Below are 18,218 nucleotides of genomic sequence, written 5' to 3' on the forward strand. Positions count from 1 at the left end.
CCGAGACCGACCTACACGTCAGGTCGTACGGAGAACGACATGTGAGGTCGTACGCGGACAACAGTCCTGGCGCGACCAGATCGAGGTGGTCGGGATGGACGGTTTCACCGGCTACAAGACCGCCGCCACCGAGGAACTACCCGAGGCGGTGACGGTGATGGATCCCTTCCATGTCGTGCGGTTGGCCGGCGATGCGCTGGAGCAGTGCCGGCAACGGGTCCAACAGGAGACCCTCGGCCACCGCGGACGCAAGGGCGATCCGCTCTACAGCGCCCGCCGGACCCTGCTCACCGGCGAAGATCTCCTCACCGAGAAGCAACGCGACCGACTGGTCGCCGTGTTCGCCGCCGAGGGCCACGTGCAGGTCGAAGTCACCTGGGGTGTCTACCAAAAGGTGATCGCCGCCTACCGGGCACCAGACCCCGCGACCGGGAAGATGATCATGAAACAAGTCGTGGCGGCAACCTCCGGCAAGGTCCCGGCCGTGCTGGCCGAGATCGGCAAACTCGGCCGAACGCTGAAACGCCGCGCTGCTGACGTGATCGCCTACTTCGACCGGCCCCACACCTCCAACGGACCTACCGAAGCGATCAACGGCCGCCTCGAACACCTCCGCGGCTCCGCCCTCGGATTCCGCAACCTCACCAACTACATCGCCCGTAGCCTGCTCGAAGCCGGAGGATTCAGACCCCAACTACACCGTCGATTCTGAAGAGCCAGATATCTAGGGCTCAAAGTCTCTGGCCAGGCGTCGCAACGCAGCACGCTCGCCCTTTGTGCGGGGATTCCCACTCATGCTAAACATGACGGCGTGCCAAGGCGCATTCTCAAGCGGGTCAGGCATAACACCATGCAGAATTGCGGTTCCGTCACCGAGAGTGAGGTTGCGCACCTCACGAACTGGCAGCGCAAACAGCAATGAACCGGGCGCGAACCCACTCAGTAAATCCTCAACACTGCCGCTCAAGTCGCGCCAAATCCGCTCAATCGCGACCGAAGCGCAGGCACCAGAGAATCCATACGTTGCAGCATCGGCAGCCGATCTGTCCTGGAATGCGTTGCTCTGCGGGCGACCATTCTGCTGAAATATGGGCTGCACGACGCGTATTAGGGTGTCATCGTCCAGAATGGCTTCCGTGTCATCAACTAGCGATCGCAGCGGATCGCCCTGAGACCAAGTCACACTGATCCGTCAGTGGTGGGTGAGCTTCCATGCCCACTTTTCAAGGCCGTCTGGCACACTGTCTAACGACCCTTCCCACTCCGATCCCGTCGGCTCGTACACATACACGCTGGGCTTCCTCGTGCCATCAGTCTCAAGATGGACCTCGACACCGCCCGAAATGAACTCGGCGCTGAACCCGCGGTCTCCGCACGGGCTAACAAATGGCGCAGGCGACGACGACCACAGTGGATCGCTCAAGATTTGAAGGAGCTGCCAGCCTGCCTGTGCGCGAGGGTACATCGCATCGACTTCAATCTCTCGCACGATCACGTCCGCCACCAGCCGGAGCCAGTCCGGGGACCGATGCCCAAAAGGACGATAATCAAAGTCCAGGACGTCTGAGCCCGAAATCGTTAGCTGTGACGGCAGGCGGGGCGAGAAGGCGGAGAGCGGCACAGCGGACCAAACCGCCTCGGGCCGGCTTCCAACATAGTCGGTTTTCATCGCTGCCCCCACGACTGCCTCGCCTTCAATGACGTCATCGACAAAAATGATTGCACAACGGCCGACCGACCGCGAGCAAGTGCCTTCACAACAGCATCATGGCTCATTTCACCAGGCGCTCCCCGTGCGGTGATCTGGAGCACAATAAGAGGCGATGCATTCGGCGGAGCACGGTCAAAAGCCGGCTGCACCGAAACGTGCAAGCGCCATGGCGGGATGTCGTCAATCGGGGGCAGCCGGAACTGGGCCTGCCAAGTGTTCTGCTCAAGTTGGCCGCCGGGAAATTCCGGCGCACCCATCCACGAAAAGACCCCCGCCCACGACGAGTGATCTTCCCAAACCCCTTCAATCGGTCGAATGTGATTAATGTAGGTAATCTCACATTGGTCCGGACGAAGGTCCTCACCAATAGATCCCGCCCAATTTTGGAACTGAGCCCATCGGTGACTGAAAGATTCGCGGCGAGCCGGCCATCGGTCGTAGGTCGAAGTTGAACCATCGGGCCTGGCGCTTCGCCAATTTACCGCGAACCAATTATGTTGAACCTGAATCAACTCTTCGCGCGAATTACTTGTGAACCACAACCGTGGCATGGGAGGAGCGCTCGCAATCCCGAAACTAAATTCCGGAGGTCTGTAATTGCTCTCAAAACTCTCAACTGGTGCTTCGAATGGAGGCTGGACATTGACTGCCTCGAAGTCCGGCCTAAGTGTCGAGCGCCAGAAATCACCAAGGCTCAACGCAGCAACGTCGGACAGGCCGCCGAACCTCACCGATGCTACGACCTCGACGATTGGTGGCTGCGTGAAGGTGACGATGACGTCGTCAGTCATGGGGACCGGCACGCCTCCAAACATACTGGACCGGGCCAACCGTGGCTCCGGCCGTGGGAAGGGTGTTTCCTCAAGTTTCGGATCGGGCTTCCCGGTCTACGGAGACGTTGAAGCCAACGGCATGACTGGTTCAGTGACCCTGGCGAGCGGGTCGCTCCTCCAGCCAGACATACCGAGCTGGCCAGCACACCGCTTTGCCCGGCCGCTCGGATCGTCGCGCCGCGGGTTGGTTGAGCCAATCCCACCATTGGTCTTCTCCGATGAGGTGGACGTACCAGCCTCCGGCGTCTTGGAAGACTTCGGAGGCGATACGGAGGTCGAAGGTGGGACCGTTGGAGTTCCGGGTGGCGGCGCGGCGTCCGAAAACGTTGGGCACGTCCGTGACGTTGGCCCAGGTGATCGGTGGTGGCGGTCCGAATTCGACGAACTCGACGGGACCGTTGACGTCGACGAGACGGCCGTTCTCGTCGAAGGCGAGGTCTTCCCAGCGGCTTGGCCGTTCGGTCATGGTTTGACTCCTCGCGTGGTGAGCCATTGGTCGGGGTCGACCGGCGTGCCTGCTACTCGGATCTCGAGGTGGACATGTGGTCCGGTGGTGTTACCGGTGGCGCCGACCCGGCCGATGGTTTGGCCTGCGGTCACGGTGTCGCCTTCTTTGACTGTGATGGCGGATTGGTGTGCGTACCAGGTTTGCACACCGCCGGCGTCCTGCACCTTGGTCAGGTTTCCGTAGGCGCCGCCCCAGCCGGTCCAGACCACTATGCCGCTCAGGGTGGCGTGGATGGGTGTGCTGGTGGCGGCAGCGAAGTCGAGGCCGGTGTGACAGTTCGCCCAGTGCGATGAGCATTGGCCGAACGTGGCGCTGATCGTGTAGTGGTCGACCGGGAGCACCGGCGTACCGGAGTTCGTGGTCGAAGTCTGGCCGGCTTGGTTGCCGTAGACGGAGATGTGGACGTGGTCGCGGTGGGCGGCGGTGTCGTCGGGTCCGCTGTAGCAGCTGGCGTTGGGGCCGGCGCAGGCTCGCCAGCCTTCTTTCGCACGCGCGACGTTCCAGATGTGTGCGTTCCAGATGACGTACTTGACGCCGAGCCGCTGGCGGTTGGCGACGGCCCAGTCGGCGACGGTCTTGCCGAGCTTCCGTCCGATGTCGGTGTGGCAGTTGGGGATCATGGCGTCGATGGCGCGGCCTTCTTGGTGGTCGCGGTCGACGTTGCTGGGGCGGTCGCCGATGCCGCCGAGGCTGGTGACTTGTGGCCAATGCTGTTTTGTGCAGCGCAGCACGCGTAGTGCGTCGGGGGTGAGGCCGGCTTCGACCGGCATGCCGGTGGTGGGGCAGGATTGGGCGGCCCCGGTTCCGCACATCGCCGAGCCAGCCATGATCTGGGCTTGAGCGGTGCCGGGTTCGGCATGGGATTGGAACGTGGCGACCAGGCCGGCGGCAGTCTTCTCGAATTTGGTGTAGGCGTCTGGGAAGGCCGAGCGTTGCACGGCTTGCGCCGCAGCAGTTACCGACATCAGTTCCCAGCCGCGGGTCTTCTTTAGTGCTTGGAAGAACAGTCGTGCCGACTGTTTGGGATCGGCCCGATCGGTGTAGCTGCCCCAGCCGGCGCGCTGTTGGAAGAGCCCGACGGAGTCGCGGTCGCCGCCGGGCAGGTTCTTCAGCGAGGATTCTTGCAGCGCGGTGGCGATTCCAATGACCGCGGCCTGCCCGGGCAGGGACATCGAGCGGGCGACGGTCCAGATGATTCGGGCGTTCGTGACCTGTTCGCCGGTGAGTGCCGAGGCCGATGTGTGGTTGTCATCGCTCGTCTCGCTGCTGGTGGTGCAGGTGCCGGCATCGGTGGTTTGCTGCTGGTTGTGGTGGCTGACGCTGGCGGCGAGTTAGGTGGTCAGGATCCAGGGGCCGAAGGTGAGCGAGAGCACCGCGAGCATGGCCGCGAGGATCGAGCCGACGACCAGATAGCGCACCGCCTTGGAGCGGGCGAGGGTGAGGCCGATCTGGATGGCCATCTGGGCCGTTATCGGATCCACGGGCTTAGGCCTGTTCGACCGAGGTGGCGACCCAGCCGTGTTCGGCCTGCGGATCCGCCGCGAGGTAGATGCGGATCGCCGTGCCGTCGGTGAGCCGTTGGGTGTATTCGGCGCTGTAGGTGGAGACGTGCTCCAGCACCGGGGGACCAGCCGGCTTAGCGTCCGGAACGTTCTCCCTCGCCGTCATCATCAGCTGCTCGGCCAAGCCAGGCACCGCGGTACCCTGCAACGCTTGCTTGCGCGCGTCGGTGTCTGGTTCGAGCCAGGCCGCGACGAAATCTGAGGCCGCCGATTGGGATCCCGCAGGCGCACTTGTCGCTTTGGCGTCGTCTGATCCCGGCGGCGTCGAAGACCCGGGCACTGCGGACGAGCGAATCCCGGACGGTGTCGAAGCCGCGGGCACCGGGTCGTCGACGGCCGAGCTGGTGCGGTTGTTCGCGTGCAGCATCCACACCGTGAGCAGCGCCGCCATCGCGAGCACGCCGGCCAGAAGCAGGATCATCGGCCGACTCACCCGTGCACGAGAGGTGCGGTGTTGGTCGCCGAGGTCGTAGGTCAGCTGGTCACGGCGTCGCATGACCGGCTCCGGAGTGGTAGGTGACGTGTTCGTGTTCGCTGCCGTCCTGGGCAAGTTCGAGGTCGCCCATCGGGATGTACGTCTCCCGCGATCGACCATCGTCGGATTCGGACCGTCGGTACAGCGGAGCCTCGTCGTCGGCCACGAGAACACCGGTCGGATAGACCACCTGCTGGCCATCACCCTCGGGGGTCCCAGGTCGAGGTCGATCGCCGAACGCCTCGGTCGTGCCGACATCGCTCGCTGAGTCGCTGCGGGCGCTTTCAGGTTCTTCCTGGGGTGAGGTTGTGTTCACGACTTCGGTGTGGTCAGTCGCAGGCGAGCTGCCTGCGGCAATCGCGAGAACGGGCATGCGCGTTGCGGTGGGGCGTGACGGCGCTGCTGGCAGTTCGCCTGCCCGCGGTCCGGCTACGACGCCGGGCCAGACGGGGTCTTGGCTCCCGTTTGGTTGGGATCGTTGCGTGGGTTCGCTTTGCACGACCCGGATGCTGGCCGTCTGGTCGGCCGACTGCCATTGCGGCGCGGGCAGTGCGGGCAGTGATTCCTGCGCATCGGGCGAGGGTCGAACCGTGGTCGTCTTCTTCGTCTGGGTCGAGCATCCATCCTCGCCGTCGTCGTGTTGGCCGTCTTCGGCGCCGGCGCGGGCTCCCAAGTAGCTCGCGATGCCGGAGACGAGGGTGCGGATGTAGGAGCGGTTAGGGTCCATGCCCGGGACGATGGTTTTGAAGCTGCGCACCGGATGGGTGAGCACGATCCCGACGATGGTGGCCACGACGATCCAGAACAGTTTCGGCGCCCCGCCCAGATCGTCATTGGTTTCGATCGCCGCCAGCACCATTGTCATCACACCGCCGGCGATGACGAACTTGGCCACCGCGAGCAGCGCGGCGGTGAACAGATCCCACACCCGCGCGAGGGCGAACGTGTGGGTGGGCAGGATCCCGACGACCGCGGCCAGCGGTGCGGCCAGGGCGAGGCCTTGCATCATCAACCGGGCGACCAGGACCATGATCATCGACACGATCACGAAGAACGACATGCACAGCGCGAGCACCATCCCGAACAGGGCGGGTCCGGTCCGTTCACCTCTGCCGGTGAAGGTTTCGTAGGCGGCTTCGTCGCGGTCTTCGAGTTCGTTGGCGATCTTCTTGAATTCGTCGGCTTTGGCATCGTCGATGTCGTCTTTGGCATCGGGGTCGGCCTGGATCCGTTTGATGTCGGACCAGGAGTAGTGCGTGGACGCCATCAGCCGTGGCCCGAGGTCTTTGGCGACTTGGGAGTCGGGGTCGCCGAAGTTCCCGGCCAGCCAGGTCCGATAGGCGCTTTCTCGGTTGATCGCATCCGATGAGGAGTGTGGGAACTGGGAGCCTGCGGCGTCGGCCACGGTCACGACGGCCTTGTCAGCGGTTCTGGAGGCGATGGTGGGGTAGGCGAGGGCGAACACGGCCAGGCTGATCGCGCCGGTGACGATCATCAGGGTGCGCAGGGTGTCGGAGTAGCTGGCCCGTTTCGCGCGAACGCCGATGATCACCCCGACCCCGAGCAGGGCCAGCGGCAGCCAGACGGCCAGGACGGGGGTGCGGAGTTTGTCGGCGATGCCGGTGATCACGGTGGTGAGCCAGGCCAGCGACGAGGTACGGGCCATCTGCTCCAACGAGGCGACCCCGGCCGGGACCATGCCGACGAAGGAGAGGACGACGTTGCCGGATTTGGTGTTGGTGACCGCGACCGGGTCGCGGAGGAAGTCGTTTCCGCAGCCCAGGTCGTAGTTGGCCCATTGCCAGTTGTAGCCGTACACGTCCCCGATCGGCACCGACGTGTCGGCAAACGGATCCGGCGCCTGATCCGGGATGTCCTTCGGCCTGCTGGTCAACAATCCCGGCAGCCCCGACTTGGGCTCGATCGGCGCCGGCGCATCCTTACAAATATCCGCCGCCGCCGGCCGAGTTTCGACTGTCAGCACCGCAGCCGCCAAGATCAACAACACGGTGATCCGGACAATCCAGCGATGCCGGCCAGCGTGAGTGGCAAGTGCCGCCCTCATGCCGCCACCTCCACGGTGTCCTCGATCGGGATGTGGGGCACGTACTCGAACAGGTCCGGGTCGATGAACGGAGTCGGCTGCGGCTCCACCGGACCGATCCCACGAACTCGACCAGGTGTCGTCTGCAACGCCGCCCGCAACGCGGGATGCCAGTCCAGATCGATCCGAATCTTGCCCAACCGGCCGAGCGGGTCCAGCCAGACGAATTCGCCGGTCTCGGCCGTGGTTTCACCCTCACGGGGCTTCGGGGACAGGGCTTGGATGACCGGGGCGTAATCCTCCGGGCACTGGATCAGCTTGCACGCCTCGACCGCGGTCGCATCCTTCGTCAACCGGCCCACGAACGCCGACCCCATCAGCGCGTCCATCCGGCCGATCGACAGATGATCGGCAGGGTGCTGACTGGCCGCGCCGATCGCGGTGTTCCACTTCCGCGAATCCCGCGACAACCTCACGAAGAAAGCCCGTCCGGATCCCCACTGGCCCATCAGATGGTTCTCATCCAGGAACACGTTCTTGCGGACATCCCTCGGGCGGCCGTAGATGAACTTGGAGGCGAAGAACGCCGCCAAATGCAACAAGGGTTGGGTGTAGCGCTCTTCCGATCCCCAGAACTCCCGCTCCACCGATTCCGGTGGCGGCGCCAGGCCGGGCATGGTGACCACGACGAGGGTTTTGTCTTCGATTTGTTCGTCGTCGATCGGGGCCCGGTGGGGCGGCATGATCAACTCACCCAGCGGGAACTCCGAGGCCGCGCGGAGTTCCTCCACCAACTGGTGGGCCAGGTCCTTCGACGCCTCATTGGCGGTGTCGGCGAGCTGCTCGAGTTCTTCGATGATCCAGCGCGGATTGGTCCGGGTGTCGCGCAGTCCGCGTTTCTTCACCCGTTCGGCCACCTTGCGCAGCGCATCGCGCAGCATCACATCGGTGCCCGGATGGCGCAGGGTCGAGGACGGGAGCCACATCCGCAGCACGTCGAACATCAACTGCTGCCGCTCGGCCACCGCCCGCCGGACCGCCCGTTCGAACTCGACCTCATTCAGCCCGCCGGCATCGTTGGTGAAGGCGTCGCGGCTCGGTTCGGGCACCAGCTGATACGGCGACAACGTCCCCGCCCGGGAGGCGGTCAGATCCAGCACCCGCGAGAACGGCGCCAACTCCGGCAACTCACACAACCGGGCGAGCGGTCCAGACGGGTCGAAGATGATCGTCGGCTGCCCTGCCCGAACGGCGTTGTAGGCCAGGGTGCCGATCAGCACACTCTTTCCGCCGCCCGGCTCAGCGACGATCGGGAACAGACCGGGTGTTTGCAGCACCTCCGGGCCGTAGTGCATGTCGAACCGGGATGCCCGTCTGGCCGAGCCGATCCCGTACCCCAGATACGGGCCGGTCGGGGTGCCGAGGGCGCTGTCGACGTTCGGCAACGCGGAGGCGAGATAGCGGACCGGCATCCGGCGTTCGTAGCCGTGGGCGGCTCTTGGTTCGCCGGGGATGAATTCGCGCAGGGCGCGGGCCTGGCCGCGGGCATGATGCAGCGGCATGTTCAACCGCTCCCCATACAGATCGACCACGTCGCGGGCCCGTTTCAACGCCTCATCCTCGCTGGCCCCGTACACGGCAAGCCGGACCGTCCCGAGGAAGCGTGCGGCGGTTCGGGAGTCGCCCTCGGTGACCTCGTCCAGGTTCCCGGCCGCGGCCCGGATCGCCCGACCCACCGACGGAGGCGGCGCCATCCGATGTTCGTCGTAGTGGGCGGCGATGCCGGAGGCACGGTTTTGTTCGAACTCGATCGCCTTCGACAAAGTCTTCGCCGACAGGAGAGTGCCCGACAGTGACCACTCGACCGGGAAGCCGAGGCGGTTCGAGGCGACCATCCAAGGATCCTTCCCGTCGTCGGGCCAGGTCCGATCCGGCATCACCCCCATCGTCAACACCGCCGCCGACCGCGCGACTTGAGCACCACGGATCTCGGAGATCACCTGCACCGACGACCCGTACGGCTCACACAGCCAGGCCCGGCGTTCAGTGAACTCGGCCAGATCCCCGACATCCCAGCGTTCACCACCCACACCGGCGTGGACCGGTGCCGGGATGCCCATCGACAGGGAGCGGTGCATCAGGAACGCCATTTCTCGGCCGGTGGCGCGGCGGCCGTCGAAACCGGGGCCGGAGACGATCTTCTCGATCTGCAGAATCTGCTCGATGATCCCCATGGCTTCCCGCGACGGCGACGGCGCACCCTCCACCAGCTCCTCCCGCACCACCAGCTTCGGCGTCGGCGCCACCCACACCCCCAGCGCGGTGACCTTCTGGTCCAGGCCGGTCGATTGCAGCCGGCGTTGCGCATGCCCGAGGTAGTCGTCCCACGATTCGCCGCCCTCGACCTGCGGCAACGGATCCGGGGTCTGCTCATCCAAGCTGCGGGCATACTCAAACGACGGATACGGCCGGGTCGACAACCTGAGCCGGATCGGCCGACCCTCCGGACGCGAAGCCGCCAACTGGCCGTACCGGAAGGCTTGTTGATCCCACAGGCGGCGCCGTTCGTCCAGGGTGCGGAAGTCCCACGCCTGCCCTTCCAACATGAACCAGACGAACACGCCGCCGCGCGTGAACTGCAGCGGTCCGGCGATTTCCCGTGTCGCCAACGGGAACGTCACCTCCCGGCGGGCCATCAGCTGGCGATGTAGCCAGCCCTGCGTGGCCCGGCCCGGATGCACCTCACGGGCCCCGCTGGCCGGCCGCTCATCCTGCTGTTGTTGATCTTGCTCAACAACGCGACGTTTGAAGATCATCTCTGCTCCTCATCCGATTCCGGCCAGGCGCCGTCGAGCAGCGCATCGGTGTTCGGGTGCAACTCGCCCACCCTCGGCCACGGCATCTGCCACCGGGTGGACTTCTCGGCTGGCATCCGGGAGCCGTGGCCCCACTCCTGGCGCAGGGTGGTGATCTTGAACCGCAACGGTTCATCGAAACTCACCCCGCGCATCAGCCGCACCGCCACCCACACCCCGGCCGGGCCGCCGTAGATCAGGCCGAACCACCAGGTGAACCACGGCGGATGCCCCAACACCAGCAGGCCGCCGGCGGCGACGATCCCGGTGACCAACAGGACGCCGACCGGGATCATCAACAACGTCACCGCCCACTGGACATAGGTCCACTCAAACGGCAACGTCGCACCCTTCGGGCCCAGCCAGACCGCCCGCAGTTTCCGCGGACCGTCATCAGTACGCAACTCCGGCATGGTCGATCACCGCAGATCAGCTGATGCCCAGCGCGTTCAGGACCTTGCCGCCGAACGCGGCCACCCCGACAGCGCCCAGGCCGATCGCCACGATCACGATCGACACCATCGTGTTGAACCCGACCCGGGCAGTCTCCGAATACTGAGCCCGCTTCGCACCAGCCGCGATTGCGATACCGACCGCGATCACGACCAAGCCGAACACCGCCAACAGCAGGGTCTGGATCTTGCCCTCATCAAACATGACGAACTACCTCCAGGGGAGAGAAGGGAGCCGTAGCCAACTGGCATACGACGGACACGCCAGACAAAGCGCGTCGAACCAAGGGAGAAATCGCCCACGGCCCAGAACGAGCGCGGCCACAAGGCACCCGCCAACTGCCCCCGAATCGGATGCCACACGATGACGACCGAGCACCTCGAAGAAGCGCACGCCACCCACGGACCGGGCAACCGCCACAGCCGGGTGGGAGCTCACGCACGCCTCCGGGTGAAAGGAACGTCCGAAACGTTGCTCCCGACGCTTCCACCGATCTCAGCCGGGACTCAGCTGCGACACACCGGCGATTCCGGACTGTCAGCGGCACTTCACCCGGTGGTCGTAAGGCCCCGTACGAGAGGAGAACGGGCTCGGGCTTCGGGAGCCGATCTGGGAGCCAGCCCGACCAACCTTCATGACACGAGACCGGATCGCCCGGGACAATGTCCCTCACGAGCAAGTACGCAAATGTCCGGTTGGATCCACGACAAACGGCTGAACGAGACCTACGGATCAGAAGGTTGGGGGTTCGAATCCCTCCGGGCGCGCCGAACTCCGCCTGCGGCGTCTTTCCCGCACTTACGACTCTCTGCTGCTCTACGGTGGGAGCGCCGCGCACAGCTGCAGACTGGTCGTCTGCCGACCTGGAGCATCCCGTGAATAACCACGACAGCCAACTCGTCACCGAATTCAGCATCCGGCTGCCGGGTTGGCTGCGTACGGAGTTGGCGAGGCTGCCGGGCCACATCGCTGATCGCGACGACCGGATCCGGATCGTGAACGAGCTGGCCGGCCGGAATATTGCCGAGGGGACGGGCGGTCCGTTCGCAGCCTTGGTGGTCGAGCGGGACAGCGGCAAGCTGCTCTCGGCCGCGGTGAATCTGGTGCCGGAAGTTGATCTTGCTCTGGCCCACGCCGAGATGATCGCACTGAGCCTGGCCCAGGCTCATATCGGTTCCTGGAATCTCGGCGCAGATCCGGCGCGAGCTCACAGCCTGGTGATCAACGCCCAACCGTGCGCCATGTGCCTCGGCGCGTTGATCTGGTCCGGCATCGGCGAACTGGAGTTCGCCGCCTCGGGGGCGGACGTCGAACGCATCACCGGCTTCGACGAAGGGCCGGTTCCGCCGGACTGGCGGGAGCAGCTCGAGAGCCGCGGGATCGCTGTGCACGCAGGGAGATCGGCGGCCGAGGCGCTCGTTGTGCTGCAGGACTTCCGGGCCCGAGTGGCCGAGGGCAGCGCCACTCTCTACAACGGTTGACGGCCTCGGCGCTCCGGTTGCTGGTGCGAACCTGAGCCGGCCTCTGAGGGGCGTTTGAGAGAAGGTCGATCGTCGTTACCGCATTCCCGGCCGCTCGTGAACGCTCAGCACTGTCGGCTCGCAACGGCAGCTCGCAACGGCAGGGGGAGCAACGGTGTCTGCAACGGCGTCCGCACCGGGATCGGTGCCGCGTCTCGAATCGCCCCCTCGCGCACGGCGCGGCCTCGGACTGCCGGCGACCGCCGCGGCGATCTTCGTGGTGACCGTCGCGGCCAGACTGGTCCCGATGCTGCGCGGCGGCGGGTTGAGCGGCTACGGCTCGTACGACGACTCGGTCTACTTCGCCGCCTCGCTCGGCTGGGTGCACGGCCGCTGGCCCTATCGCGACTTCCTGCTCGTGCACCCGCCCGGCATCGTGGTCGCGCTGTCGCCCTTCGCCGAACTGAGTCGGTGGGTCGGTGACGCCAACGGGGTTGCTGCGGGCCGGCTGGCCTGGAACGTGATGGGCGGGCTGACCGCGGTCGGCATCGTGTTGTTGGTCTGGCGGCTCAGCCGGGCCGGCGCCGTGGTGGCCGGGCTGTTCTACGCGCTGCTGTGGCCGGCGGCCATGGTCGAGCGGCTGACCGATCTGGAGGGTCCGCAGAATTTCCTGCTGATCATCGCCTTGCTGCTGCTTCGACCCTTCGGCCCGGAGCGTCGTACACGAAGATCGGCGCAGGTCGCTGCCCTCGCCGCAGGGGCTGCCATGGGCTTGGCCTGGAGCGTGAAGATCTGGTGGGCCGCGCCGCTCCTGGTGCTGGCGGTCTGGCTCGCGTTCGGGCCACGACGGCGGCAGCTCGGCTGGTTCCTGATCGGTGTCGCGGCCGCACTGGCGGCGGTGTGCCTGCCCTTCTTCCTGACCGCCCCGCGGCAGATGTGGCGGGACGTGATCAGTGATCAACTCAACCGACCACGGCACAACTTGTGGCTGCCCAGACTGACCGACATCACCGGCACCACCCGGCTGCTGCACGGATCGCAGCGGCCAGAGGGTTTGATCTTGGTCGGGCTGATGGTGTTGATCATCATCCTGCTGTCCTGGCGGCGGCCGGGGGCGCGGATGATCTCCCTGCTCTACCAGACCATGCTTGCGGTGTTGATCATCTCGCCGCCGGTCTTCGTACACTACGGATCCTTCGTCGCCGTGCCGTTGGGGATCTTGATCGGAGTAGCCACCGGGGAGTTGCTCGGCCTGGCACGACGCATACCGTTGACGATCCTGCGGGTGGCCGGAACGACCGTCGTTGCCGTTGGCATCGCCGCCACGTTGGTGATCATGGCCGTGCCGATGGCCAGAGCGAAGGCGAACCAGCCGGTGGCGACCGGCCGGCTTGCCGCAGAGGTGGCCCGGATGCCGGGCTGCGTCTCGTACGATCAACCGTCGCAGGCGATCTCACTGAACGTCGTCACTCGTGATCTTGAACGCGGCTGTCCGATGATCGCCGATCTCGGCGCGACCAGCCACTGGACGAAGTTGAAGGCAACCTCGGACGGCTGCCTGACGCATTCGGAGAAGATCGCGCTGGACTACCTGCGGAGCGCCTCGGCCAGCCTGCTCTGGCGCTATCCGCCCGGGCACGGAAAGCACGCAGCGATCCACATCATCGGCGGTTGGAAGCTGCTGGCGCGCCAGCATCGACTCCGGCTGGTCGTCCCCGAACACCTGCCCGGCAGGGCCGAGCAGTGCGGCGCAGGCTGATCTTGGTCGCGAGTCTTGACCCTTCCTGAGCCGCATCCGGCGACTGTTGCCTGATCTTGACCTCGCCGCGATCGGATTGCGATCGGTTTGGTCCGTCGCTCGATTAGTTTGATCGAGCAATCATCGGGTGGATGGAGGACCATGTCGTCGAGACGCTGCCGGTTCGGCGCGGGCACGGCCGCGATCTTCGCGGCCGTAGTGCTGATGATCACCGGCTGTGGGCAACAGCCCGGCCACGTCTCCACGGCCGGGACGTCGCCGACTTCGGCCGGCACGACCAGTGGCCAGAATCCAACCACGACGGATCCGACCAGTACGGGGACCGCGTCGACCTCGACCGATCCGGGCTCCGATCAGACCGCCGGTAGCGATCCGAGCAAGAAGACCAGCCCGGAAACGACGCCGAGCAAGAAGCAGCCGTCCGGGCCGCCGATGCTGCTGGACTCGATCGTGCCCACCGACAAGAGCACGGTCGGGGTGGCGATGCCGATCGTGATCATCTTCTCTACCCCGGTGAAGAAGTCGGCCCGGGCAGACATCGAGCGAGCCGCCAAGGTCACCACGTCGATTCCGGTGACCGGCGCCTGGCACTGGTTCGGCGATCGGCAGGTCGAGTTCCGGCCGAAGGAATACTGGCCGAGCGGCGACGAGGTCACCCTGCGGGCCGAATTCGATCAGGTCGGTGACGGCTACGGACGCTACGGCACCCACGCCTACGTCCGCCACTTCACCATCGGCGGGGACTTCGAGACCAAGATCTCGGTGCCGCATCACACCACCAAGGTCTACCGGGACGGGAAGTTGATCAAGACCATGCCCAGCGATGCCGGCAGCCCGGAATTCCCTTCCTGGGAAGGGACGATGGCGGTCGTCGGCACCGTACGCAATCAGCACATGACCTCCTGCAGTGCCGGCATCACCTGCAACAAGCACAATCCGAACTATTACGACGGTTGGTATCCGTGGGCCGTTCGGCTCACCTACTCGGGCACCTTCGTGCACTACTCCGACGCCGACCCGCAACCGGGCCACGGCAACGGCTCGCACGGCTGCGTACACCTGTCCTGGGATGACGCGAAGTGGTACTTCCGGCACATCTCGGTCGGTGACCCGGTGACCATCACCGGCTCGGGCCGCGGCAAGGCGTCGGCCGACAACGGCTACGCCGCCTACAACCTGTCCTGGAGCCAGTGGCAACACGACAGTGGACTGGGCGCGGTCACCACAAACCAGAGCTGATCAGCTGGGCGCGGTCAGGCGTGCTGGGCGGCGAGCAGCGCCTCGACGGTAGCCAACCGGTGCCGACGCGAGGTGAGTTCGATCTCCACCGGATCGGCACGCCGGGCGATCAAGTCGAGAATTTGATCATGCTCGGCCACCGACTCCTTGGCCCGGCCGGGCACAAAGCTGAAGGTCGAATCGCGGAGCATTCGCAACCGTCCCCAGCCGCGATGCACCAGGTCGACCAGGTCCGGGTTGGGGCACGGCTCGAAGAGCACGGCGTGGAAGTCCTCGTTCAGCTGGGTGAAGCGGTGCGGGTCGAAATGATCAAGGGAGCTGCGGAGCCTGTCGTTCACCGCCCGAGCCTTCGCCAGCGCGTCGCCGTCCAGCAGCGGCGCGGCGAACCCGGTGGCCGCTCCCTCGACCACGGCGAGCGTCTGCATGGTGGCCACGTATTCGTCCTCGTCGACCAGCGCGACCTGGGCGCCGACGTTCGTCTCGAAGCTGACCAGGCCCTCTGCCTCGAGCCGGCGGATCGCCTCCCGGACCGGCACCGTGCTGACACCGAGCTGAGCCGCGATCTGGCTGAGCACCAGCCGATAGCCGGGTGTGAAGCGATGACCGACGATGCGTTCACGGATCCACTCGTACGCCTGCTGGGATTTGCTCGCGGCGGTCGTCGCCGCGCGGACTCCGCCGATGCCGGTACTGACCGTGTCGGCCATGGTGATCCTCCAGTCGGGCGAACAAACAACATCGAGGGCCGGATCAGCTCCGGGCGATCCACGCGGATCCCGCGTTGTGATCAGATATGAGATCGTATACGTTCAGTCCCATGACGTACGACGAAGTCCGTCCGCCGGTGCCGGAAACCGTCGACGCCGGGCTGGCTACGCATCCGCTTGTCGGTCGACCCGGCAAGATCATCGCAGTCCATCTGAACTATCCGTCACGGATCGCCCAGCGCGGCCGCCGACCCGCCAAGCCTTCGTACTTCCTGAAGCCGGTGACGTCGTTGGCTGTCAGCGGCGCGAGCGTCGAACGACCCTTGGGCACCGAGTTGCTCGCATTCGAAGGCGAGATCGCGTTGATCATCGGCCGCACCGCTCGCCGGGTGAATCCGGACCACGGTTGGTCCCACGTCGCCGGGGTGACGGCAGCAAATGATCTTGGTGTGTACGACCTGCGCGGCGCCGACAAGGGGTCCAACCTGCGCTCCAAGGGCGGCGACGGGTTCACCCCGATCGGGCCGTCGATGATTTCGGCTGAAGCGGTCGATCCCGCGCGGCTGCGGGTGCGTACCTGGATCAACGGTGAGCTCGCCCAGGACGACAGCGCCGCGACGGTGGTGTTCGGATTCGGTGAACTGGTGGCCGACCTCTCCCAGTTGATCACCTTGGAGCCGGGCGACGTGATCCTGACCGGCACGCCGGCGGGATCCTCGGTGGTGGTGCCGGGAGACCTGATCGAGGTCGAGGTCGACGTGCCGGACTCCGGCTTGACGAGCGGTCGTCTGGCGACCGCCGTCACCGAAGGTTCCACCCCGCTGCCGGAGTACGGCGCGCAACCGATGGCCGATGATCATCAACGGATCGAAGCGTGGGGAAGCGCTGAGGCGGCCGGGGTTTCGGAGGTCGAGGAGTTGGAACTGACCGACGAGATGATCAACAAGCTGCGTCAGATTTCCGTTGCCACGCTGGCATCTCAGCTGCGCAAGCACGGATACAACCAGCTCTTCATCGACGGCGTGCACACCAATCACCCCGGACACAAGATGATCGGCCGGGCGCGCACCCTGCGGTTCGTGCCGGCCCGGGAAGACCTGTTCGGCAGTCACGGCGGCGGCTACAACGCGCAGAAGAAGGCTTTCGACGCGCTGAATCCCGGAGAGGTGTTGGTGATCGAGGCCCGCGGTGAACGTGGCACCGGTACGGTCGGCGACATCCTGGGCCTGCGCGCGCAGGTCCGCGGTGCGGTCGGGATCGTCACCGACGGTGGCGTACGCGACTGGGCGGCGGTCGCCGAGTTGGACATCCCGACCTTCTCCGCCGGTCCGCATCCGGCGGTCCTCGGACGCCGGCACGTGCCCTGGGACAGCGATCTGACCATCGCCTGCGGCGGCGCGAGTGTGCAACCCGGCGACGTGATCATCGGAGACGACGACGGCGTGCTGGTGATTCCGCCGGCTGTGCTGTCGGAGGTGTTGGACGACAGCCTGGTGCAGGAGGCGGAGGAGGAATGGATCGCCGCCAGGGTGGCCGACGGCGAATCGGTGGACGGACTGTATCCGCTGACCGGCGCCTGGCGTCAGCGTTACCGTGATCAGAACAGCACGGAAGGAAGCTGAGATGGCAGCGAACCCGGCTGGATACCGGACTCGGCCCGACGAGTTGACGGGGTCCATCGCGCCGGTGGTCACGCCGTTCACCGAGGAAGGTGAAGTTGATCATGACTCGCTGGCCAATCTGGTCGATTGGCAGATCTCCCAAGGCTCCAACGGGATCTCCATCGGTGGCTCGACCGGAGAGCCGAGTGCGCAGACCATCGACGAACGGGCGGCCGCCATTGCGACGGTGATCAAGACCGCCGACGGCAGAGTGCCGGTGGTGCCCGGCACCGGTTCGGCGAAGCTGCAGGAGACCATCGACCTGACCGGGGCAGCGTACGAGGCCGGAGTGGACGCGGCGCTGGTGATCACTCCGTACTACGCCCGGCCGACGCAGGAAGCGCTGTACGTCTGGTACGAGACGGTGGCTGCCGAGTATCCGGACCTGCCGATCATCGCCTACAACGTGCCCAGCCGGACCGCGGTCGAGATCGCACCGCAGACGGTCGCCCGGTTGTTCCGCGACGTGCCGAATTTCGTTGGGGTGAAGGAAACCACGAAGGACTTCGAACACTTCTCCCGGGTGATCAAGGCGGCCGGCCGGGAGCTACTGGTGTGGTCCGGGATCGAACTGTTGTGCCTGCCGTTGCTGGCGCTGGGTGGCACCGGGTTCGTCAGTGCGACCGCCAACATCGCCCCGGCAGCGACCCGGCGGATGTACGACGCGTACACCGAGGGCCGATTCGACGAGGCACTCGAGATTCACTACGGGCTGCACCCGCTGGTCGATCTGATCTTCGTCGAGACCAATCCGGCGCCGGTGAAATGGGTGCTCGAGCAACGCGGACTGATCAACTCCGGGCACGTCCGGCCGCCGTTGATCACGCCGACCGACGCCGGCCTGGTCAAGATCACGTCGTTGCTGAACGAGGGTGCCGACTACCTGTCCCCGGTGCACGACAACGACACCATCGCCGCTCGCCGGTCCTCCCAGCCTGGAGCTAGTTGATC

Annotated in this window: 15 protein-coding genes and 1 pseudogene; 6 read left to right on the forward strand and 10 right to left on the reverse strand. The window is 65.6% G+C overall.

The window, feature by feature from the left end:
- Nucleotides 1-61: 61 nt before the first annotated feature.
- Nucleotides 62-712, forward strand: a pseudogene (locus tag FOE78_RS02890) (ISL3 family transposase); the annotation flags it as partial.
- A gap of 953 nt (nt 713-1,665) precedes the next feature.
- On the opposite strand, the gene FOE78_RS02895 reads toward FOE78_RS02890, so the two are convergent.
- The 9 genes from FOE78_RS02895 to FOE78_RS02930 all read right to left on the reverse strand — a co-directional run bounded on the left by FOE78_RS02895 (nt 1,666) and on the right by FOE78_RS02930 (nt 10,645).
- Entirely contained in the window at nt 1,666-2,502 is an 837-nt protein-coding gene (locus tag FOE78_RS02895) for a TIGR04255 family protein (RefSeq protein WP_168207351.1), read from the reverse strand.
- A gap of 130 nt (nt 2,503-2,632) precedes the next feature.
- Nucleotides 2,633-3,010, reverse strand: coding sequence for a hypothetical protein (locus FOE78_RS02900; RefSeq protein ID WP_143984984.1), 378 nt, complete (start codon nt 3,008-3,010; stop codon nt 2,633-2,635).
- On the reverse strand, nt 3,007-4,224 hold the full coding sequence (locus tag FOE78_RS02905; RefSeq protein WP_143984985.1) for a M23 family metallopeptidase: 1,218 nt from the start codon (nt 4,222-4,224) through the stop codon (nt 3,007-3,009). The genes FOE78_RS02900 and FOE78_RS02905 overlap by 4 nt, the downstream gene beginning before the upstream one ends.
- A gap of 159 nt (nt 4,225-4,383) precedes the next feature.
- Nucleotides 4,384-4,512: a hypothetical protein gene (locus FOE78_RS24380; RefSeq protein ID WP_266095003.1), complete on the reverse strand. Its 129-nt coding sequence runs from the start codon at nt 4,510-4,512 to the stop codon at nt 4,384-4,386.
- A gap of 25 nt (nt 4,513-4,537) precedes the next feature.
- Nucleotides 4,538-5,035 carry a hypothetical protein gene (locus FOE78_RS02910; protein ID WP_143984986.1) on the reverse strand — a complete coding sequence of 166 codons (498 nt, stop codon included), beginning with the start codon at nt 5,033-5,035 and terminating at the stop codon, nt 4,538-4,540.
- Between the two features lie 61 nt (nt 5,036-5,096).
- Entirely contained in the window at nt 5,097-6,719 is a 1,623-nt protein-coding gene (locus tag FOE78_RS02915; RefSeq protein ID WP_143984987.1) for a hypothetical protein, read from the reverse strand.
- Nucleotides 6,720-7,150: 431 nt separating this feature from the next.
- On the reverse strand, nt 7,151-9,949 hold the full coding sequence (locus FOE78_RS02920; RefSeq protein ID WP_143984988.1) for an ATP-binding protein: 2,799 nt from the start codon (nt 9,947-9,949) through the stop codon (nt 7,151-7,153).
- Nucleotides 9,946-10,392, reverse strand: a complete 447-nt coding sequence (locus FOE78_RS02925) for a hypothetical protein (protein ID WP_143984989.1) — start codon at nt 10,390-10,392, stop codon at nt 9,946-9,948. The genes FOE78_RS02920 and FOE78_RS02925 overlap by 4 nt, the downstream gene beginning before the upstream one ends.
- A 25-nt stretch (nt 10,393-10,417) precedes the next feature.
- Nucleotides 10,418-10,645, reverse strand: coding sequence for a hypothetical protein (locus FOE78_RS02930; RefSeq protein ID WP_143984990.1), 228 nt, complete (start codon nt 10,643-10,645; stop codon nt 10,418-10,420).
- Between the two features lie 671 nt (nt 10,646-11,316).
- Here FOE78_RS02930 and FOE78_RS02935 point away from each other — a divergent pair.
- From FOE78_RS02935 to FOE78_RS02945, 3 genes are all read left to right on the forward strand, one after another.
- Complete coding sequence (locus FOE78_RS02935; RefSeq protein ID WP_210414773.1) at nt 11,317-11,922, forward strand: nucleoside deaminase; 606 nt, start codon at nt 11,317-11,319, stop codon at nt 11,920-11,922.
- A gap of 154 nt (nt 11,923-12,076) precedes the next feature.
- Entirely contained in the window at nt 12,077-13,660 is a 1,584-nt protein-coding gene (locus tag FOE78_RS02940; RefSeq protein WP_143984992.1) for a hypothetical protein, read from the forward strand.
- Between the two features lie 141 nt (nt 13,661-13,801).
- On the forward strand, nt 13,802-14,899 hold the full coding sequence (locus FOE78_RS02945; RefSeq protein WP_228266016.1) for a L,D-transpeptidase: 1,098 nt from the start codon (nt 13,802-13,804) through the stop codon (nt 14,897-14,899).
- A 14-nt stretch (nt 14,900-14,913) separates the two neighbouring features.
- On the opposite strand, the gene FOE78_RS02950 is transcribed toward FOE78_RS02945, so the two are convergent.
- Nucleotides 14,914-15,606 carry a GntR family transcriptional regulator gene (locus FOE78_RS02950; protein ID WP_143984993.1) on the reverse strand — a complete coding sequence of 231 codons (693 nt, stop codon included), beginning with the start codon at nt 15,604-15,606 and terminating at the stop codon, nt 14,914-14,916.
- Nucleotides 15,607-15,716: 110 nt separating this feature from the next.
- On the opposite strand from FOE78_RS02950, the gene FOE78_RS02955 reads away from it, so the two are divergent.
- Nucleotides 15,717-17,228 carry a fumarylacetoacetate hydrolase family protein gene (locus FOE78_RS02955; protein WP_143984994.1) on the forward strand — a complete coding sequence of 504 codons (1,512 nt, stop codon included), beginning with the start codon at nt 15,717-15,719 and terminating at the stop codon, nt 17,226-17,228.
- A gap of 1 nt (nt 17,229) precedes the next feature.
- Nucleotides 17,230-18,216: a 4-hydroxy-tetrahydrodipicolinate synthase gene (gene dapA / locus FOE78_RS02960; protein ID WP_143984995.1), complete on the forward strand. Its 987-nt coding sequence runs from the start codon at nt 17,230-17,232 to the stop codon at nt 18,214-18,216.
- The last annotated feature ends 2 nt before the right edge of the window (nt 18,217-18,218 follow it).

This window comes from Microlunatus elymi (assembly GCF_007362775.1).
GTDB classification, from domain to species: Bacteria; Actinomycetota; Actinomycetes; order Propionibacteriales; family Propionibacteriaceae; genus Microlunatus; species Microlunatus elymi.